Annotated in this window: 15 protein-coding genes and 1 pseudogene; 11 read left to right on the top strand and 5 right to left on the bottom strand. The window is 62.6% G+C overall.

Features of this window, described 5'->3' with window-relative positions:
- Positions 1-13 precede the first annotated feature (13 nt).
- From RW095_RS37065 to RW095_RS37035, 7 genes are all read left to right on the top strand, one after another.
- A complete protein-coding gene (locus RW095_RS37065; protein ID WP_317020662.1) occupies positions 14-901 on the top strand; it encodes a LysR family transcriptional regulator in 888 nt (295 codons plus the stop codon).
- A gap of 452 nt (positions 902-1,353) precedes the next feature.
- Complete coding sequence (locus tag RW095_RS37060) at positions 1,354-2,055, top strand: c-type cytochrome (RefSeq protein ID WP_394365172.1); 702 nt, start codon at positions 1,354-1,356, stop codon at positions 2,053-2,055.
- The gene (locus RW095_RS37055) at positions 2,052-3,386 is read left to right on the top strand and encodes a c-type cytochrome (RefSeq protein ID WP_317020660.1); all 1,335 of its coding nucleotides are present in this window, start codon (positions 2,052-2,054) and stop codon (positions 3,384-3,386) included. Before RW095_RS37060 ends, RW095_RS37055 begins: the two co-directional genes overlap by 4 nt.
- A gap of 30 nt (positions 3,387-3,416) precedes the next feature.
- Positions 3,417-3,593 (top strand): hypothetical protein, encoded by a 177-nt coding sequence (locus tag RW095_RS37050; RefSeq protein ID WP_020066944.1) that lies wholly within the window; start codon positions 3,417-3,419, stop codon positions 3,591-3,593.
- 2 nt (positions 3,594-3,595) lie between these two features.
- Positions 3,596-4,168, top strand: a complete 573-nt coding sequence (locus RW095_RS37045) for a cupredoxin domain-containing protein (RefSeq protein WP_128594231.1) — start codon at positions 3,596-3,598, stop codon at positions 4,166-4,168.
- Positions 4,155-5,780, top strand: a complete 1,626-nt coding sequence (locus tag RW095_RS37040; protein ID WP_317020659.1) for a b(o/a)3-type cytochrome-c oxidase subunit 1 — start codon at positions 4,155-4,157, stop codon at positions 5,778-5,780. The genes RW095_RS37045 and RW095_RS37040 overlap by 14 nt, the downstream gene beginning before the upstream one ends.
- Positions 5,777-6,586 (top strand): c-type cytochrome, encoded by an 810-nt coding sequence (locus RW095_RS37035; RefSeq protein WP_317020658.1) that lies wholly within the window; start codon positions 5,777-5,779, stop codon positions 6,584-6,586. The genes RW095_RS37040 and RW095_RS37035 overlap by 4 nt, the downstream gene beginning before the upstream one ends.
- A gap of 207 nt (positions 6,587-6,793) precedes the next feature.
- Here the strand turns inward: RW095_RS37035 and RW095_RS37030 are convergent, their stop codons facing one another.
- Positions 6,794-8,446, bottom strand: coding sequence for a methyl-accepting chemotaxis protein (locus RW095_RS37030; protein WP_317020657.1), 1,653 nt, complete (start codon positions 8,444-8,446; stop codon positions 6,794-6,796).
- Positions 8,447-8,752: 306 nt separating this feature from the next.
- On the opposite strand from RW095_RS37030, the gene RW095_RS37025 reads away from it, so the two are divergent.
- Complete coding sequence (locus RW095_RS37025; RefSeq protein ID WP_317020656.1) at positions 8,753-9,553, top strand: bestrophin-like domain; 801 nt, start codon at positions 8,753-8,755, stop codon at positions 9,551-9,553.
- A 68-nt stretch (positions 9,554-9,621) separates the two neighbouring features.
- Here RW095_RS37025 and RW095_RS37020 read toward each other — a convergent pair whose 3' ends face one another.
- Both RW095_RS37020 and RW095_RS37015 read right to left on the bottom strand, forming a co-directional pair.
- Positions 9,622-10,161, bottom strand: coding sequence for a single-stranded DNA-binding protein (locus RW095_RS37020; protein ID WP_317020655.1), 540 nt, complete (start codon positions 10,159-10,161; stop codon positions 9,622-9,624).
- 169 nt (positions 10,162-10,330) lie between these two features.
- Positions 10,331-11,524 (bottom strand): MFS transporter, encoded by a 1,194-nt coding sequence (locus tag RW095_RS37015; RefSeq protein ID WP_317020654.1) that lies wholly within the window; start codon positions 11,522-11,524, stop codon positions 10,331-10,333.
- Between the two features lie 385 nt (positions 11,525-11,909).
- Here RW095_RS37015 and uvrA point away from each other — a divergent pair, with 385 nt between their 5' ends.
- The gene (uvrA, locus tag RW095_RS37010) at positions 11,910-14,783 is read left to right on the top strand and encodes an excinuclease ABC subunit UvrA (protein WP_317020653.1); all 2,874 of its coding nucleotides are present in this window, start codon (positions 11,910-11,912) and stop codon (positions 14,781-14,783) included.
- A gap of 33 nt (positions 14,784-14,816) precedes the next feature.
- Positions 14,817-15,902, top strand: a complete 1,086-nt coding sequence (locus RW095_RS37005) for an AI-2E family transporter (protein WP_317020652.1) — start codon at positions 14,817-14,819, stop codon at positions 15,900-15,902.
- A 58-nt stretch (positions 15,903-15,960) separates the two neighbouring features.
- On the opposite strand, the pseudogene RW095_RS37000 reads toward RW095_RS37005, so the two are convergent.
- Positions 15,961-18,085 (bottom strand): annotated as a pseudogene (locus RW095_RS37000) (TonB-dependent siderophore receptor).
- Between the two features lie 358 nt (positions 18,086-18,443).
- Here RW095_RS37000 and RW095_RS36995 point away from each other — a divergent pair.
- Positions 18,444-19,709, top strand: coding sequence for a PepSY-associated TM helix domain-containing protein (locus tag RW095_RS36995; protein WP_317020651.1), 1,266 nt, complete (start codon positions 18,444-18,446; stop codon positions 19,707-19,709).
- Positions 19,710-19,820: 111 nt separating this feature from the next.
- On the opposite strand, the gene purU is transcribed toward RW095_RS36995, so the two are convergent.
- Positions 19,821-20,690: a formyltetrahydrofolate deformylase gene (purU, locus tag RW095_RS36990; RefSeq protein ID WP_027777810.1), complete on the bottom strand. Its 870-nt coding sequence runs from the start codon at positions 20,688-20,690 to the stop codon at positions 19,821-19,823.
- Positions 20,691-20,744 lie beyond the last annotated feature (54 nt).

Here is a 20,744-nt window from a genome sequence, read left to right as displayed (position 1 = left end):
GATACAGCGAAATATGAGCCAGCGCGGGTTCGACCTCACGCAACTGCGGACCTTCGTCGCCGTCGCCGAATCGGGCAGCGTTTCGGCCGGTGCGGAGCGCGTGTTCCTGTCGCAATCGTCGGTGAGCGAGCAGTTGAAGAAACTCGAGGAGCGTGCAGGCCAGCCGCTCTTCGTGCGCAGCAAGCAGGGCGTGAGCGCGACGCCCGCGGGCAGCCGCCTGCTGGAGCATGCGCGACGCATTATCGCGATGAGCGAAGCGGCGTTCGAAGATCTGCAAGGCCGCTCGCTCGACGGCGAACTGCGCATCGCGATTACCGACTACTACCGCCCGCACGACATCGCCCGCATCCTCAAGACGTTTTCCGAGCAGCACCCGCGTCTGAAGCTGCATGTCACAGTGTTGCCGAGCGCCGTGATCGACAGCAACGCCGGCGACGATGCCTCGTTCGATATCGGTCTTTCCTTGCGGCTCGTCACGGGCAACGCTCGCGCCTCCGGCGTGCGCAGCGCCGGGCAGAGCACCGTCGTGCGGCGTGAGAAATTGCTGTGGGCGAGCGCATCGGATGCGAGCCCGCGACCGGTCGCGCCGTACCACCTGGTGCTGTTGCCGTCGAGTTGCCAGTTGCAGCGCTTTGTCGTGAAGCTCCTCGACGAAAACAAGGTGCCTTATGTCGTATCGCATTCCGCCTCGGGCGTGGCCGGGTTGCAGCTCGCGTTGAAGGCGGGACTCGGCATCTCGTGTCTGAACGAATCGTCGATTGGAGCAGGTGTGGTCGCATGCCCGCCGGGCATTGGCCTACCGGCATTGCCCGCCGTCGAGTTTCATTTACTGCCCGGGCGGATCGGCGAGAGCGAACGCGTGACCAATGCGCGCACCGCGTTGATGAGGCTCTTCAGTTAAGTACATCAGACGATCACATTCGTGCGCTAAGGTCCATTTGCATGCGATTCGAATAGAAGTGTTGAAAGCGCTCTGAACGCCGCCTATGATGATCAGAGACGAAGTCAGCCAGCCTTATTGTTTCGCCATTGACGCTCCGAATGGATTGCTGCAATCTGCCATACGCAGTCGGACAATCAAAGCGTCAATCCGGCAACGCGAAAGCTGCCGTCCTTCGGCGCAATCACGCGTATCACCGCGTCTGACCAGCAATTGCATCGCAGTGGCGAACCAACGTTTCGCTATCCACAATAAGTGCGCTTCCATTTGCCGTTTGCGCTGTCGCGATAGAGAAAAAAGGTAGACCCGCTAAGCATGGCGAACCAGGCCGGAAGCGAAATCCTGCCATCAATGCGGGCGAAGCAGATCGACAAGAACGTTCCCGAGCGAGGCCCGACGTGCATCGTAGAGCTATGGGATTTGCGCTTCTGTTTGTGCTTTACGTCTTGTGGAGCGACGCGGCGCTCGCGGCTGCCGGCGCGCCCGGCGCAATGCCTTCTGCCATGGACGAACGCGTGCGCGCCTGCACCTCCTGTCACGGCGTGCAAGGCCAGGGCCTCAACAACGATTACTTCCCGCGCATCGCCGGCAAACCGGCCGAGTACCTGTTCAATCAACTAAGCGCGTTTCGCGATGGCGGCCGCACCTATCCGCCGATGGGCTATCTGGTCGCGTTTCTCCCCGACGACTATTTGCGCAAGATCAGCCAGTACTTCGCCGATTTGCAGCCGCCCTATCCGAATGCCGATCAGTCGAATGCCGCACCCGCCGTACTCGCCGCAGGTCAGCGACTCGTCATGCAGGGCGACCCCGCGCGCAAGATTCCCGCATGCATCGCGTGTCACGGAGCGCGCATGACGGGCCAGCAACCCGGCATTCCCGGCCTGCTCGGTTTGCATGCGAGCTATATAGCCGGGCAGATGGGAACCTGGCGCTCCGGCACGCGCCACGCACTCGCGCCGGATTGCATGCGCTCGATCGCCGTAAAGCTGACCGACAAGGACATCACCGCTGTCTCGACCTGGCTTGCGCGGCAACCGCGTCCAGCCGACCCGCGGCCCGTGCCGGCGTCCGCGGAGCGCTTGCCTCTCGCATGCGGGAGCCAACCGCAATGAAAACGACACTTGGTCCGCTGCGCGTGCTCTCACGTAACCTGCGCCGCTCGCTCTTGCCTCTCGTCGCCGCGGCTGCGCTAGTGACCGGCAGCGCGCCATTGCGCTCGCTTGTCACCGAAGCTCGCGCCGCCGACAGCGCGAAAGAAGCCAAGCCCAATACATCCGTCGACAACCGCACGGACATCGTCAAGCGCGGCGAATACCTTGCGCGCGCGGGCGACTGCGTAGCCTGCCACACCGCACCGCGCGGCAGGCTGTTCGCCGGCGGCCTCGCAATGGAAACGCCGTTCGGCACGCTCTATTCTCCGAACATCACGCCAGACGCGCAGTACGGCATCGGCACATGGAGCGAGGACGCGTTCTTCCGGATGATGCGCACCGGCATCACGCCCGAGGGCAAGCTGCTCTATCCCGCCATGCCGATTGCGCAGTACACGAAGGTCACGCGTGAGGACTCCAACGCGATCTTCGCTTATCTGAAATCGGTCGAACCGGTGCGCGAGTCGAATCGCAAGCACACGCTGCGCTTCCCATTCAATCAGCGCAAATTGCTGTATGGCTGGCGCACGCTGTATTTCCGCGAAGGCGAATTCAAGCCCGATCCGACCCGCTCCGTCGAATGGAATCGCGGCGCGTATCTCGTCGAAGGGCTCGGGCACTGCACGATGTGCCACACGAAGATCAACATGCTCGGCGGCTCGTCGCAAAGCGAACAGTTTGCCGGCGGGCTGATCCCGGTGCAGAACTGGTACGCGCCGTCGCTGACTTCCGACAAGGACGGCGGCCTCGGCGACTGGAGCATCAAGGACATCGTCGATTTGTTGCAAGCGGGAATTTCGGATCGCGGCGCAGTGTACGGCCCAATGGCCGAAGTCACTTATCACAGCCTTCAATACATGACCGACGAAGACGTCAAGGCAATGGCCGTGTATCTGAAAACGTTGCCGGACAATCTCGGCCGCAAGTCCGGGCCGACAGCGCCGACCAGCACCAACGTGTTCGCGCTCGGTGAAAAGATCTACACCGACAAGTGCGCGCTGTGTCATGGCGCAAAAGGCGAAGGACAGTTGCAGCACTATCCGCCGCTCGCGGGCAACCAGTCGATCGAAATGAACTCCGCGGTCAATCCCATCCGCATCGTGCTGAACGGCGGCTTCCCGCCTGGCACGAAGCGTAATCCGGAGCCCTATGGCATGCCGCCTTTCGCGCAGGAACTCAACGACACCGACGCGGCCGCCGTCATTACCTATATCCGCACAGCGTGGGGCAATCATGGGACGCCGGTCACCGCCCGTGATGTCAACGAGCTGCGCAACGCGCCGCTGCACTAGGCGCCGCATCGGCAACTGGAGAAGCCCTAGATGGAAGCGAACGATACGCGCGCCGCGCTCCCTCCCACCGACGACGAAGTAGAACGCGTGGTCGTCGCGGGTCCGCATGGTGCGATCGCAGTCGCAGGCGTGGCAACGCTGATCGTCATGGCGATCTGGTTCGGCTTCTACTTCCTCGTGTTCCTGCCGCGCGGCGTCGTGCACTGATCATGTCCACCGAATCCCAACACCAACCCGGCAGCGGCCACACCGTCGCGCTACGCGCCGAACGGCGCTGGGCGATTTTCGCCGGCGCGCTGATCGTGCTGATGCTGGCCGTGATCGTGTACTCGGGGCTCCATTGGGCGATGATGCCGCCATCGCGCGTGGAAACCATCGACCCGTCTCGCCTGCAACTCTCGGGCGAATTCGTCGAAGACAATCTGGGCAGCGCGGTCGAGCCGGACGGCTCCGTGGTCGTGCGTTTCATCGCGCAGCAGTACTCGTTCACGCCGCAATGCCTGCTCGTGCCCGCCGACACTCCGATCACGATCCGAACCACCAGCGCGGACGTCGTGCATGGCCTGCTCGTCACCGGCACCAATATCAACACGATGGTCGTGCCCGGCTACGTGGCCACGTTGAACACGCGCTTCGACGCGCCCGCCGATCACACCATGCCCTGTCACGAGTTCTGCGGCTTCGGCCATCAGGCCATGTGGGCGCATGTGAAAGTGATCGACAAAGCCGCCTTCCTCGAGCAGGCCCGACAATCACGGAGGCTGAGCTGTGTTTCACGCTAAGCGACTCGTTCTCGCGCATTTCTGGCTCGCCTTCATCGCGTTTATCGTCGCGCTGTTTCTCGGCGCGTGGCAGATGCTTGTGCGCAGTCCACTCGCGCCGTGGATCGGCGACCCCGAGCTGTACTACCGCTCTGTAACCGCTCACGGCACAGTGATGGCCTACGTGCTGCCGACCCTGGTGTCGATGGGCTTTGGCTACGCAATCGTCGAGCTCGCGCTCGCGCAGCGCCTCGCGGGCCTGAAGTGGGCATGGGCCGCGTTCATCATGCTGGCGGTCGGCGCGGTGATGGCGATGGTGCCCGTCGCGCTCGGCAAGGCCTCGGTGCTCTACACGTTCTATCCGCCGATGATCGGCAGCCCGTTCTATTACCTGGGCGTGGTGCTAGTGGTGGTCGGCTCGTGGATCTGGGTCGCGCTGATGCATGTGAATCTCGCGATATGGCGGCGCGCGAACCCCGGCAAGCCGGTGCCGCTCGCGATGTTCGCCAATGTAGCCGGCGCATATCTGTGGGCATGGACCGCCGTGGGCGCGGCGCTCGAAATCCTGCTTCAGATTTTGCCGGTCGCGTTCGGTCTCACGAATACGATCGACGCCGGCCTGTCACGCGTATTGTTCTCGTGGACGCTGCATGCCATCGTCTACTTCTGGCTGATTCCCGCGTATATCGCGTACTACACGCTTGTGCCGCGGGCCATCGGCGGGCGGCTCTATAGCGATTCGATGGCGCGCGTGTCGTTCATCCTGTTCCTCGTTTTCGCTATGCCGATCGGCATCCACCATCTGTTTGCCGATCCGCAGATCGGCTCTGGCTTCAAGTTCCTGCACGCAGTATTCACGGGGATGGTGTCCGTGCCCACGTTGCTGACCGTGTTCACGATTTGCGCGTCGGTGGAAATTGCCGGCAGGCTGCGTGGCGGCAAGGGTGCGTTCGGCTGGCTCACCGCATTGCCCTGGCAGAACCCGATGATGCTCGTCGTTGCGTTTTCGTTCGTGATGCTGGGGCTCGGCGGCGCCGGCGGTCTGATCAACATGAGCTATCAGTTGAATACCACCGTGCACAACACGCAGTGGGTGACCGGGCACTTCCATCTGATCTTCGGTGGCGCGATCGTGATCATGTATTTTGCAATCGCCTACGAACTGTGGCCGCAACTCACCGGCCGCGCGATTGTGTCGATGAAGCTGGTGCGCACGCAACTGTGGCTGTGGTTCATCGGCATGCTGGTGGTCACGCTGCCGTGGCATTACGTCGGCCTGCTCGGCGCACCGCGCCGCATGGCTTACTACGACTACAAGATGCCGGGGCTAGAATCGCAGGCGTTCTGGGTCAGCATGTCGGCGGTCGGCGGAGTGATTCTCGCCGTATCGGGCGCGCTCTTCATCTACATTCTCGCGAAGTCGCAGTTCGGGCCGGCGGCTCCGCAGCAAGGCTTCCGTTTCGCGAGCGCGGTGCATCCGGTCGAACGCGTGCCCGCCGCGCTCAATAGTTTCGGCTTGTGGGTCGCGTTGATGATCGGCCTAACCGTCGTCAATTACAGCGTGCCCATCGTCCAGTTGCTCAAGCTGCCGCAGACTTCCGTGCCGGCGGTGGTCGTTGGAGCACAACGATGAATCAGGAACGCGTCTTCAGCTTGCGTAATCCGTGGTTCACGGTAAGCGTTGCCGGCACGCTGGCGCTTGCCATTGTGTCCATGCTGATAGGTTTCATCTGGCTGCCTTCCGCGAATAGCGCATTCGCGGGCCGCGGTCTATGGGCGACGATTTGCAGCGCCGCGGGCGCGCCGTCGAGCTGGTACAGCGGGAACAATATTGCAGGGCCGGCGCCGAGCAACGTGATTGTCTTGCCGCCGCTGCGGCGCGTGCGAGCCGACGCGGATTCGATCGGCCGCGGCGCGACCATCGCCACGCAGAATTGCTCGATGTGTCATGGTGTGCTCGGCACAGTTCAGGTCACCGCGCCCGCGCTGGCCGGTCAATATGCGGACGTCGTCTACAAGGAGTTGCGCGATTATCAACAAGGCCTGCGGCAAAACGCAGTGATGCAGCCGATCGTCGCTGCTCGCAGCGATCAGGACCTGCACGATCTCGCGGCTTACTACGCGTCGCTGCCACGCGGTCCGGCGGCGGAAGTCGCGCCCACCCGCAGCACGCCCGATGCGAACGCCGTGCGGCTCGCAATGCAGGGCGATCCGCAGCGCAACATCGCGCCATGTGCGGCATGTCACGGGCAGCTCGATCGCAAGGGTTCGGCGCCGTGGCTGGGCGGCCAATCGTCGATTTATCTTGCGGCGCAGATGCGGGCGTTCGCTTCGGGCGCACGCCGCAACGACATCAACGAGCAGATGCGCAATGTCACCCGGCAGATGACATCGGCGGAGATAGACAGTCTCGCGAAGTACTACGCAGCCATGCAGTAGAGCGAATGATTTGGGCTCGGGGCTCGGGGCTCGGGGCGGTGCCGTGCGATGCGCTGGGACGCGCCAGGTGCTATGCGATGCGCGAGGGCGCGGCGCCGGCCCTGCCCCGCGTTGCGGCGTGGTGCGGCGCAGTGCACTGCCGCGACACGCCACGCGCCACGCGCCACGAGCGCAACGCAAGGCAACGCAACACCACCCGCCAATGTTTCAAGCAGCGGCCAGTTCGTCCGCGCTGCTCGCCGCACGTTTGGTCGCAGGGCTCTGACCGTTACGCGAGCCCGCCAATGCCCGCGACGACGAACCACCTTCCGTCTGGAACACTGCCACCGCCGATGTGAGCCTTCTCGCCTGCTCCTCCAGCGAGCTTGCCGCAGCCGCGGCTTGTTCGACCAGCGCGGCGTTCTGCTGCGTGACCTCGTCCATTTGCGCGACGGCCAGATTGACCTGGTCGATGCCGGTGCTCTGCTCGGTCGCTGCTGCGGCAATCTCGCCCATGATCGAACTGACGCGCGAAATTGCCTGAACGATCTCGGTCATCGTCGAGCCCGACCGCTCGACCAGATGTGAGCCGTTCTCGACGCGCGTAGTCGACGCTTCGATCAACGCCTTGATTTCCTTCGCGGCCGCGGCGCTTCGCTGGGCCAGCGAGCGCACCTCGCTCGCGACGACCGCAAAGCCGCGGCCCTGCTCGCCGGCGCGCGCCGCCTCGACCGCCGCGTTCAGCGCGAGGATGTTCGTCTGAAACGCAATCCCTTCGATCACGCCGACAATATCCGCAATGCGCCGCGAGTCGTCGACGATCTCGTGCATTGTTCCTACCACCTGCTCCGTCAATTCGCCGCCCTGAGCGGCGAGCGTCGACGCGCCCTGCGCGAGCGAACTCGCCTGCTTCGCGTTGTCCGCGGTCTGCTTCACCGTCGACGTGAGCTGCTCGATGCTCGCCGCCGTTTCTTCGAGCGACGCCGCCTGTTCTTCCGTACGTTGCGACAGATCCGTATTGCCCGCGGCGATTTCGCTTACGCCGCTGTCGATCGATTCCGTGCCCTGACGCACCGAGTTCACCGTCGCAATCAACGACTCCTGCATCTTGCGCAGAGCGGCGGCGAGGCGTCCCATTTCGTTGCTGCTCGTAACGACGATCTGCCCCGTCAGGTCGCCGTTGGCGATCCGCTGAAACTGGGCGATGGTGGCATCGACCGGATTCACGATTGCGCGCACCAGCACCGCGCGGCCGAGCAGCGAACCAAGCAGCGAGATGACGATGCCGATCGCCACTGTCACGCAAATCGCGTAAAAGAGGTCCTGTGCGCTCTGATAGCGCTGCGCGGCGTGGTCGAGCTGCAACTGTTCGAGCGCGAGCATCGCTTTTTCGAAAGCGCTGTACACAGACGGCAGCTTTTTCGCCTGCAATTGCTGGAACGCGGTCCGGTCGCCCGCCTTGAGCGCGGCTAGCGCCGGTTCGACGCCCTCGCGAAGAAACGTGTCGCGCTTATCCTGCATATCCTTGATGAGGCGCTGCTCGTCGGCCTCGGCGCTCGCGCGGCTCACATAGTGGGCAAGCCGCTCATTCGATGCTTTCTGGTACTGATCGAAACGCTTGAGCACAGCATTCGCGCCGTCCTGATCATTAAGATCGACGAGCGATGCATAAGTGGCGAGTGCGAGGCGCAGGCGCAGCAACTGGCCGGCGCTGCCTTCGAGATCGGCGACTGCGGGCGTATCGACCGTGTACATCTGCTGCAGCGACGCGTTGCTCGCGCGCAGCGACAGAAGCCCGGCCGCGGCGCCCAGCAGCAGTGCGGCGGCAAAGAACGCGATCATCAGGGTAAGGCAACTGCGAATCGACAGATTTTTCAGCATCGGGCTAGTCTCCATTTGGGCCGCCTGACCGAATGTTCAGTGAAATACGCGTCGGCCATGCATGCTGCGCCGCAGCCCATTTGGCATGGTCCGCAACCGTTTTTGTCAAAAAATTAAGCGAATGCCACAGATAGGGACTACGGCTGAATCGCTAAAAACTTTATGGTGAATGGCGTACGCTTTTGCGTCACATCAATTACAAGCGGCGGCGAGCCGCCCGGACGCCGGCGATAGCGGGACTGCCGAGTTTCAGGCGTCCTACCTAAGCTGATCGGCAGTGGACGCAAGTGTCACAGGAGCATTTCCATGTCCGAAATAGGCTCGGCTCTGCTGGTTTTCGTTCTCCTGCTCGCGGCTACCGGGATCGGCGTTTGGGTGCGCCCGCTCCTCCCCGAGGAACACAAGGCGTACGAGACCGTGCAACTCGTGCAACTGGTGATCGGCATGCTGGTGACGTTTGCCGCACTGGTGCTCGGTTTGATGACCGCGTCGGCGAAATCCAGCTTCGACACGGCGTCAAATGACTTGCGCACCTATGCCGCCGACATCATCGAACTGGACACGACGTTGAGGGATTACGGCAGCGACACCGAACCGGCGCGCAATCTCTTGCGCGTCTACACGGCTGCGGCCATCGCATCGACGTGGCCGAAAGAACCCGCTCCTACGGGCGATTACCCCACCCACTTAGGCTCACCGGACAACTCGCAAAGGCTGGAAAATGTGCGGCTCGGCCAAATGCTGACGTCGGTAGGCCGGCAATTGCGGCAGTTGCGCGCGCATGACCCGCTGCAACAGCACGCGCTCGACGACGGCCTGACGCAATTTCGCCGCGTGGTGGATGCGCGCTGGAAGATCATCGAGGAAGCGCACAGCTCCATTTCGCAGCCCTTCTTGAAGACGCTGACGTTCTGGCTTTGCGTGATATTTTTGAGCTTCGGGCTCATCGCGCCTCGCAATGCGCTGGCGCTCGTGACGATTTCGCTTGGGGCTGTGTCGATTGCGTCGGCGATCTATGTAATCGTCGATCTGGACACGCCGCTCACCGGGCCGATCATGATTTCCAGCTTGCCGATGCGAGATGCGCTGGAGCATTTGAGGCGGTAGCGACGGCTGAAAGAAAAAACCCCGCTGAGGAAGCGGGGTTTTCTTGATGGTCTGGCGCTACGGGCGGATCAGAACGGAATATCGTCATCCATCTCATCAAAGCCGCCGCCGGCCGGTGCGCTCGGACGGCTGGAACCACCGCCGCTCGCGCCGCCACCGCTGCCGCCACGCGAATTGCCACCCGACACAGCGCGGCCGCCACCGCCGCCGCCGCTGCGCTCCGACGGCTCGCCACGGCTATAGCCGCCTTCGTCGCCGCCGCCCATGGAGCCGCCACGGCCGCCCAGCATTTGCATCTGCTCGGCGACGATTTCCGTCGAGTAACGATCGGTGCCGTCTTGTGCCTGCCACTTACGGGTGCGAATGCGCCCTTCGAGGTAGACCGACGAGCCCTTCTTCAGGTATTCGGAGACGATCTCGGCGAGGCGGCCGAAGAACGACACGCGGTGCCATTCGGTAGCTTCCTTCATTTCACCGGACGCCTTGTCCTTGTACCGATCCGTCGTTGCAAGGCGGATATTCGCCACTGCGTCGCCGCTCGGAAGATAACGGACTTCCGGATCGGCTCCGAGATTGCCGACGAGAATGACCTTGTTCACGGATGCCATGAGTTTCTCCTGTTGATTCCATTTCGGGCGGCCCGGCAACACAGTTCGCCTCTCGCGCCCAGCCGGCCCGAGATCAGAAGTGCGCCTCTGCCCGCCGCCGGGTGAGTTCTGGGTGATGCCGGGACACGCCCGAGTCCGCCGCGTATGTTCTGCGAGTGTTCCGCGCGTGTCACGATGACGCTTTGCGCGGCGGCTGTTTCATCTTTGCGGCGATTATAAGCCAGCAAAAGACGAGCCCCGAGCAAGTGAAGAAGACCGCGCTCTGGCCATCCGCTTTGAGCAACCAGCCGCCGATCATGCCGCCCAACGCAAGACCGATTGACTGCGTGGTGTTGTACACGCCGGCCGCCGCGCCCTTGCGGTTGCCCGGCGCCAGTTTCGATACCAGCGAAGGCTGCGACGCCTCCAGAATATTGAAGCCGAGAAAGTACACAAAAAGGATGGCCGCCACACTCAGAATCGTATGCGGAGCCACGCCCAATAACAACTGTCCGATCAGGATAAGAGCGATGGCAGAGAGCAGTACGATCTTCATCTTGCCGCGTTTTTCAGCGGCGATGATCGCGGGCACCATCATCACGAACGACAAGCCCATGACCGGCAAATACACCTTCCAGTGCGACGCGACCGGCAGGCCGCCGGCTTCGAGAATGCGCGGCACGACGAGGAACAGCGCGGTCTGCGTTGCGTGCAGCACGAGCACGCCGAAGTTCAACCGCAGCAGCTCGACGTTGTGCAGCACTTCGGCGAACGGCGCCCGCACGTGCACGGGCTTCGGCGCATCGGGCACGACCCACAGCACGACGCCGACAGCAAGAATCGAGAAGACGCCCACCAGCGTGAAAAGACCGCTCATGCCGACCCAGTGAAAAACGATCGGCGCGCCGACAATCGCCACCGCAAAGGAAATGCCGATGCTGCCGCCGACCATGGCCATCGCCTTCGTGCGGTGCTCCTCGGCGGTCAGGTCGGCGATGAATGCGATCACCGCTGACGACACCGCGCCCATGCCTTGAATCACGCGGCCGACAATAATCCACGTCATGTCGTGCGCCCCCGCCGCGACAAAGCTGCCGAACGCGAAGATCAGCAGGCCTGTGGCAATGACCGGTTTGCGGCCGATCTTGTCGGAGACCCAGCCGTAGAAGATGTAGAGCATGGACTGCGTCACGCCGTACGCGCCCAGCGCGATGCCGACCAGCAGCACGTTTTCGCCGCCGGGAATGGTCTTCGCGTAGATCGAGAACACCGGCATGATCATGAAGAGCCCGAGCATGCGCAGCGCGAAGATAGCGGCAAGCGACACGGTCGCGCGCAGTTCAGGCGCGCTCATGCGTGAAGAGGTGGCAGACGGATTCGACATCGGAAGCGTTCTTTGAATGAGCTGGGTGACGCACCGGAGCGCCACGACCGGACGGCTTTCCATGGGAGGGCCTGCAGGCATGCGGCACGGTCGCTCGGGCCAACCAGGCAGCCTGCAGCGTTCCCGCTCCGCGCTGGCCGCGCTCCGGACCCTTCGGCTTTCTCGCGCCTTTTGCAGCCTTGGCGCGGTTCGCGGCGCCTTGTACTCGCCGAAAACGGCCCCAGTTAGGCCTTTTCCCGCTAGCGCTGAACGGCGGTCGCACAGCTTGCCTGAGGCGCTGTTCTGCCCTGTTCTGCCCGTCAGGCAGCCATAACGGCGGCCTTGAAAAGTCGTTATAGTAGCAGGTTTAGCCTCTTCCTCTTTCCGCAGTTCATGGAATAAATCCGTGGAACAAATCCGTATTCGTGGGGCTCGCACCCACAACCTGAAGAACGTCAATCTCGACCTACCACGTCACAAGCTCGTCGTAATTACCGGTCTTTCCGGCTCGGGGAAATCGTCGCTCGCGTTCGACACGCTGTACGCGGAAGGGCAGCGGCGCTACGTCGAAAGCCTGTCCGCTTACGCACGCCAGTTCCTGCAGTTGATGGAAAAACCCGACGTCGATCTGATCGAAGGCCTGTCGCCGGCGATCTCGATCGAGCAGAAGGCCACGTCGCACAATCCGCGCTCCACGGTGGGCACCGTCACCGAAATTCACGACTACCTGCGGCTACTGTTCGCACGGGTTGGCACGCCATACTGTCCGGATCACGAAATCCCGCTCGAAGCGCAAAGCGTGTCGCAAATGGTCGACGCGGCGCTCGCGCTGCCGGAAGAAACGAAGCTGATGATCCTCGCGCCGGTCGTCGCGGACCGCAAGGGCGAGCATGTCGAATTGTTCGAGGAAATGCAGGCGCAGGGCTTCATCCGCTTCCGCGTGCGTTCGGGCGGCGGCACGGCTAATGAAGGCGCGGCAAAGATCTATGAAGTCGACTCGCTGCCCAAACTGAAGAAGAACGACAAGCACACTATCGACGTCGTGGTGGACCGCCTCAAGGTGCGGCCCGACATGAAGCAGCGCCTCGCGGAATCGTTCGAAACCGCACTGCGTCTCGCCGACGGCCGCGCGATCGCGCTCGAAATGGACACCGACAAGCAGCACCTTTTCAGTTCGAAGTTCGCGTGTCCCATCTGCTCGTATTCGCTGCAGGAACTGGAGCCGCGGCTCTTCTCGTTCAACAATCCGATGGGCGCGTGTCCGGAATGCGACGGCCTCGGACAGATCACCTTCTTCGATCCGAAGCGGGTGGTCGCGCATCCGTCGCTGTCGCTCGCGGCTGGCGCGGTAAAGGGCTGGGACCGGCGCAACCAGTTCTACTTCCAGATGCTGCAGAGCCTCGCGGCGTTTTACGACTTCGACATCGACACAGCCGTCGAAGATCTTCCTGAAAAAGTCCGCAAGATCCTGCTGTTCGGCTCGGGCAAGCAGGAAATTCCGTTCTCGTACATCAACGAGCGCGGCCGCACGTCGGTCCGCGAACATGTGTTCGAAGGCATCATCCCGAATCTGGAGCGGCGCTATCGCGAGACGGATTCAGCGGCAGTGCGTGAAGAGCTTGCGAAGTATCAGAACAATCAGCCGTGCCCCGCCTGCGCGGGCACGCGGTTGCGCCGGGAAGCGCGCTTTGTGCGGATCGGCACGGACGGCGACGCCCGCGGCATCTATGAAATCAGCGGCTGGCCGTTGCGCGACGCGCTCGGTTATTTCCAGACGCTGCGGCTCGAAGGCTCGAAGCGCGAGATCGCCGACAAGGTCGTGAAAGAAATCGTCGCGCGGCTCATGTTCCTGAACAACGTCGGGCTCGATTATCTGTCGCTGGAACGCAGTGCCGAAACGCTGTCGGGTGGCGAGGCGCAACGCATTCGCCTCGCGTCGCAGATCGGCTCAGGTCTGACCGGCGTGATGTACGTGCTCGACGAGCCGTCCATCGGCCTGCACCAGCGCGACAACGACCGGCTCATCTCCACGCTCAAGCACCTGCGCGACCTGGGCAACTCGGTGATCGTCGTCGAGCACGACGAAGACATGATCCGCATGGCCGACTACGTGGTCGACATGGGACCGGGCGCCGGCGAGCACGGCGGCATGGTGATCGCCGAGGGCACGCCCAAACAGGTGCAGGGCAACCCCGCCTCCATGACGGGGCAGTACATGTCCGGCGCGCGCACCATCGAGTATCCGGACGAGCGCAGGGACCCGGACGAGCGGCATCTGCGCATCGTCGAGGCGCACGGCAACAATCTGCGGCACGTCACACTCGACCTGCCGGTCGGTCTGCTCACGTGCGTGACCGGCGTTTCCGGTTCGGGCAAGTCGACGCTCATTAACGACACGCTGTATCACGCGGTCTCTCATCATCTGTACGGCTCGTCCACGGAGCCGGCGCCGTATGAATCGATCGAGGGTCTGGAGCACTTCGACAAGGTCATCAACGTCGACCAGTCGCCGATCGGCCGCACGCCGCGCTCGAATCCGGCCACTTATACGGGTCTTTTCACGCCGATCCGCGAACTGTTCGCAGGCGTTCCCGCAGCCAAGGAGCGCGGCTACGACCCGGGCCGTTTCTCGTTCAACGTGAAGGGCGGGCGCTGCGAGTCATGCCAGGGCGACGGCGTGCTGAAGGTCGAGATGCACTTTTTGCCGGACGTCTACGTGCCCTGCGACGTCTGCCATGGCAAGCGCTACAACCGCGAAACACTGGACGTGCAGTACAAAGGCAAGAACATCAGCGAGGTGCTCGACATGACGGTCGAGCATGCGTACGAGTTCTTCAAGCCGGTGCCGGTCGTTGCGCGCAAGCTGAAAACCTTGCTCGACGTCGGCCTCGGCTATATCCGGCTGGGCCAGTCCGCCACCACTTTGTCGGGCGGCGAGGCGCAGCGGGTCAAACTATCTTTGGAACTGAGCAAGCGCGATACCGGTCGCACACTATACATTCTCGACGAACCCACGACCGGGTTGCACTTTCATGACATTGCGCTGCTGCTCGAAGTTATTCATCGGTTACGCGACCAGGGTAATACCGTCGTGATCATCGAGCATAATCTCGATGTAATCAAAACTGCCGACTGGGTCATCGACATGGGTCCGGAAGGCGGCGCGGGCGGTGGCCAGATCATCGCGCAAGGCACGCCCGAGCAGATTGCGAAGTCCAAAGCAAGTTTTACCGGTAGATATCTGGCGCCTCTGCTCAAGCGCGCGGCCAGTAAAAAGTAACGCTGCACAACACGGGTTGGAGACGGATAAGCCATGGCCAAGCGGAATGAGGCGCGCGAAGACGGGCAAGTTGAGGACCTACGTCCACGCCCGGTCAGGCTGACCAGCAACATGAGCCTGCCGAAGCTCTCGGCAGTCGAGATCGGCAGTTACGTGCTGATGCTGTTCGGGATGTGGGCGGTGATCGAACTCCGGCTGCTCGGCGCGCTACTCGCCGGGCTGCTGGTGTTCCAGCTGGTGCATACGATCGCGCCGCGCATCGAGCGTCATATGTCCAGCAAACGGGCGCGCTGGCTCGCAGTGGTGTTTCTGTCGGCGGTGATCGTGGGCGCGCTTACGGGCCTCACGCTCGGCATCATCGAGCACTTCGAGAACGACGTGCCGAGTGCGCAGAGGCTGCTCGACCAGGCCATGCAGTTGATCGATCAGGCGCGCGGGCGAATTCCGCAATTCATCGCGAGTTCGCTGCCGGTCGACACCGAGCAGATGAAAACCAAAGCCGCCGAGCTGATGCAGACGCACGCCAACATGCTGCAGCAAAGCGGCAAGAGCGCGGCGCGCGCGTTCACTCACATTCTGATCGGCATGATCATCGGGGCGATCATCGCGGTGAGTGCGCAACAGCACATGCATCGGCTGCCGCTGTCCACCGCGTTCGTCACGCGCGTGATCCGTTTCGCCGACGCCTTCCGCCGCATCGTGTTCGCGCAGGTGAAAATTTCTGCGATCAACGCGGTGTTCACGGGCATTTTCCTGCTGGTGTTTCTGCCGATCTTCCACGACCAGTTGCCGCTTTCGAAAACACTGGTACTGGTCACGTTCATCGTCGGCTTGCTGCCGGTCATCGGCAATCTGATCTCGAACACGATCATCGTCGCGGTGGCGCTGTCGGTGAGCTTCCCTGCGGCGGTCATGTCGCTCGCGTTTCTGATCCTGATTCACAAGCTCGAGTACTTCCTGAACGCGCGGATCGTCGGCGGACAGATCGAGGCGCGCGCCTGGGAACTGCTCGTGGCGATGCTCGTCATGGAAGCCGCGTTCGGCCTGCCGGGCGTGGTTGCGGCGCCAATCTTCTACGCGTATATCAAGCGCGAGCTGATCTATCTTCGGCTGGTCTGAATCTGTTGCACGCAAGAGAATGCAAAGAAAACGGCACCGTGGTGCCGTTTTTTTGTACTCAGAAGTCGATGCGCGCGTTGAGTGACAACGTGCGAGGATCGCCCGGCGTCACGTAATCCGCGTATTGGTACTCCCAATAGCGGCGGTTAAGCAGGTTGTCGATCGCCGCGCGAAACGTCACGTCATAGCCGGCGATGCGGGTCGCGTAGCTCGCGCCCAGATTCACCTGCAAGTAGCCCGGTGCGTTCAGATTGTCCGACGGACGCACGTTGGTATTGCCCGTGAACTTGGCGTCCGCGCCGATGCGCAGCCCCGGCACATACGGCACCGAGTAAGTCGCATGGCCCGCAACGACAAACTGCGGCGCGCCCGCCACGCGGTTGCCGTTATTGGCCGCGCCGCGCTCGTACTTCGCGTTGATCCACATCAGGTCGCCGCGCACGTTCCAGTGGCGGCCAAGACGCACATCGCCGCCCATCTCGATACCCTGGAAGATCGACTCGCCGTCTTGCGTGTAGACGTTCGCGCTATTCGCGTACGCCGAGCCGCGCTCAATGCGGAACAAGGCGGCCGTCGCGCTCCAGCGTCCCTGCTCGGTTTTGACGCCCACTTCGTACTGTTTGCTGCGCAGCGGCTTGAGCAGTTCGCCGCGATTCGCATACGTATCGCCGACGACGGTCCCCGCTTCGAGCGACTCGACATAGCTCGTGTACAACGTCGTGGTCGGCGCGAGCTTGAACATCAGCGCGACGGTCGGCGTAACGACGCCGTTCTGGCTATATGTCGACGTGGTCGCGCCGGTCGTCGAGTAGCCGTGCTGCTCGTAGTTCGTGTAACGCACGCCGCCGAGCACCGACCAGCGCTCCGTCAACTCGATCGTATCGCTGGCAAAGAGCGCTTTTTGCGTGATATCGCTGTCGCGGTAGGTGTAGTAGTTGGATGCGCCGCCGAACGTGTTGGTGTTCGGCTGGTAGATGTTGCCCGTGCCGATCTGGCCGAAGAAGCTGTTCGCACCGTAGTCGTTCGTCTGACGCTGATAGGCGGCGCCAAATACCAGTTGATGCTGCAACGGCCCCGTCTTCACGCGACCTTCCGCCGCCACCTGCCACAAGCTCAGCTGATGTCCTTCCTTGCCGGCGAAACGGCTGTCGGTGTAGTCGCCCGCGCCGTTCAGCAGGTAGTACGTGCTTTCGTTGCGGTCGCGCGAACTCTTGCTGTAGCTGTAGCTTGCGTTGAGCGTCCAGTCCGGGCCGAGGTTGTACTGAAGGCCGGCGGTATAGAGCTGCAGGTTGGTATTCAGATGCTGGTCGGGACCGGAGAGATCGCCGGTGCCGCCGCTTATCGTATGCGGCAGACCGGTACCTGTGTATTGCGCCGTCGAGATCGCGCCCGTAATGCCGCTCGAATGACGCTCCTGATATAACGCGCCGAAGGTCGCCTTCAGGTCGCGCGTGATGCGGGCGTCGAGTGCGACTGAAACGGTATCGCGCCGCACGTTGCCGTCGTTATAGGTCTTGCCTTCCTCGTGCGTGGCGTTCAGGCGATAGCCGAACATGCCGTCGGGACCCACGCGGCCGCCGAGGTCCGCGTGCTCCGTCCATACACCGTCGGTGTAGTAGCCGATGTCGACGCTGCGTATTGGCGTCGTCGAAACGGGCGGCTTCTTCGTCACGTAATTGACGACGCCGCCAGGCGCGCCGAATCCGTACATGAAGCCGGTGAGGCCTTTGAGCAGTTCCACTTTCTCTAGTTGCTCGTAGGGCATCGTAATGCCGTAGCTGTTGAACGGCATGCCGTCGATCTTGAATCCCGGACTGCCAGTCCAGCTGCATGCCGCGCACGGTCAGATACGTGGCCCAAGCGTTGTAGGCGTTGCCGTTGTCGGATACGGAGGCGTCGGTGGCGAACACGTCGCCGAGTTTGGACGGCTGGCGATCCTGCAACTCTTCACTGGTGACGACGGTGGTCGAAAACGGCGTATCGAGTTGCGAGCGGGTGCCTAGCGCGCCGCTGCCGACGTCCGTTTTCAGATGCTGGGCGGTGTCTTGTGCCGCCGTGACCTTGACGGCCGGCAGCGCGTTTTCACCACTCTCCGAAGATGCGGCTGGAGACGGCGCCTGCTGCGCCAGCGCGGCGTGACTTGCCGTTAGTGCCAGGCACGCGGCCCAGTGCAACCGGTGCATTTTGCGAGTCTTTGGTGAACGTCCTACCCCGCTGTGTTTCTTCATTGTCGATCCCGTTTCTCTGTCTCATCTATCAAATGAGAATCATTACGATTTGTACGGGACGGGATAATGCCCAAAAACTATGCCGATTGTAAGGTCCGAGGCGCGACATTTTGCCGCAGGACCGTCGGAGAGGCGCGTGGGCTGGGCGTTGCGGGCGCCGCACTGGGGGCGATTGGAGCAGCCGCCTCACGCACTTTTAAGGAACTTGCGGCTTACCACATGCTTCGCATAAGATGCGAACAATTCCCATTTACGCATTGGCTTCCGCTGTGACCCGTCGTCCGCCTATCTGCTTCGCCCTGCCGGTCTGCCTATGAGGCGCCAGCTCGTCCGCCTGCATCGCTGGTTCGGCGTGGCCACTGCGCTGTTTCTGCTCGTCGCGGGGTTGACCGGCGCGATCATCGCGTGGGATCACGAACTCGATGCCGCGCTCAATCCGTCGTTTTTCAAGGCGCGCACTGAGGGGCCTGCGTTGTCCGGGCTGGAACTCGCCCGGCGCGTCGAAGCCGCCGATCCGCGCATGCAAGTGACGTATCTGCCGCTCGCGGCGGAGCCCGGCCACACGCTGCAGATGATGGTGCTTCCGCGCACTGATCCCGTCACGCGAGAGCCGTACAAGCTCGACTTCAACCAGATCGCCGTCGATCCCGCCACCGGCGAGATCCAGGGCCAGCGGCAATGGGGCGCGTTTTCGCTGGCGAGGATCAACCTGATTCCGTTTATCTACAAGCTGCACTACACGCTGCATCTGCCGTTCACCGGCGGCATCGACGTGGGCGTCTGGTTGATGGGCATTGTCGGGATGATCTGGCTGTTCGATAGCGCGATTGCGCTGTGCCTGTCGTTTCCAAGCCTCAATGCGTGGCGCAAGTCGTTCGCGTTTCGCTTCGGCCGCGGCGGCTATGCGCTCACGTTCGACTTGCACCGCTCGGGCGGCGTGTGGATCTGGGGACTGCTGATGATCGTCGCGGTGACGTCGGTATCGATGAACCTCGCGTCACCCGTTGTGCGCCCCATCGTCTCGATGTTTTCGACGCTCACGCCGGACCCGATCAACAACCCGGAGATTCTTCGTGCGCCGAAGCCCGGCGACAGCGTGCTGACCCGCGAGCGCGTCGTGCAACTCGCGCAAGAAGCCGGCAAAACGCAGCACCTGAAGGCGCCTCCGGGGGGAATCTACTACGCGGAGTTCCTGCACGCGTACGGCGTCGGTTTCTACGAGACGGGCAACGATCACGGCGACATGGGTCTCGGCAACCCGTGGATGTACTGGGACGCGGCAACCGGCAAGCTGCTCGGTCAGCAGATTCCGGGCAAAGGCACAGCGGGCGACGTCTTCATGCAGGTGCAGTTTCCGCTGCACTCGGGGCGCATTCTCGGACTCGGCGGGCGGGTCGTGATTAGCGCAGTCGGCGTCGCGGTCGCCGTGCTGAGCGCGACGGGGCTGCTGATCTGGCTGAAGAAGCTGAATGCGCGCCGCCGCTCATCGCGGAACGCGCAGAGGATGCACAAAGCGCGAGTGACCCGGGACGCCGGCAGAGCCCCGGCACGACCGAAGGCAGAGGTCGCGCCGGAATAGCCCGCACCTGTGCGCAGCGGCAGGCGAAGCGACCCTTCAATGAAGGATGCCGCTTGCCGCGAGGCTTCACGGCAGCGCCCAGCGAGCCGCTGCGGAAAGCCCCACCGGTTTCTAACGAAACACCACCGTCTTGCTACCGTTCAGCACCACGCGGTGCTCGACGTGCCACTTGACCGCACGCGCCAGCGTCACGCATTCGACGTCGCGGCCGATCGCCGTCAACTGTTCCGGCGTCATGCTGTGGTCCACGCGCTCCACTTCCTGCTCGATGATCGGACCTTCGTCCAGATCGGTCGTCACGTAGTGCGCCGTTGCGCCGATCAGCTTGACGCCACGATCGAACGCCTGGTAATAGGGCTTTGCACCCTTGAAGCTCGGCAGGAACGAGTGATGAATGTTGATTGCGCGGCCGGCAAGCGCCTCGCACAGCTTCGGCGACAGAATTTGCATGTAGCGCGCGAGCACGACGAGATCCGCCTGATGCTCGTCGATCACTTCGAGCACCCGCGCTTCCTGCGCGGCCTTCGCTTCAGGCGTGCCGCCCAGCAGCGGGAAATGATGAAACGGAATGTCATAGCTCGCTGCGAGCTGATAAAACTCCTTGTGGTTCGAGATGATCGCCGGGATCTCGATGTTCAGCTGACCGGTGCGGTAGCGGAACAGCAGGTCGTTCAGGCAATGTCCAATTTTCGACACCATGATGACGACGCGCGGCTTCACCGATGCGTCGTGCAATTCCCAGCTCATGCCGAACTGCTCGGCGAGCGCCCCGAACGACGCGCGCAGTGCCTCGAGCCCCGGGTCGCCGCCCACCTGCTGGAAATGCACGCGCATGAAGAACTCGCCGGTGCGGCTGTCGCCGAACTGCGCGGAGTCGAGAATGTTGCTGCCACGCTCGAACAGAAAGCCCGACACGGCGTGAACAATGCCGGGCCGGTCGGCGCACGACAGTTTGAGGATAAAGCTGTGATCGGTCGACATGACCTGGGTGACTCCCTTCTTCAATGCGTGGCTTGTTCGGTGTTGCTGTATGGT

This window comes from Paraburkholderia kirstenboschensis, assembly GCF_032806925.1.
Lineage (GTDB): Bacteria > Pseudomonadota > Gammaproteobacteria > Burkholderiales > Burkholderiaceae > Paraburkholderia > Paraburkholderia kirstenboschensis.
Note: the sequence above shows the minus strand (reverse complement) of the source record. Positions and strands in the feature narration are given on the sequence as shown.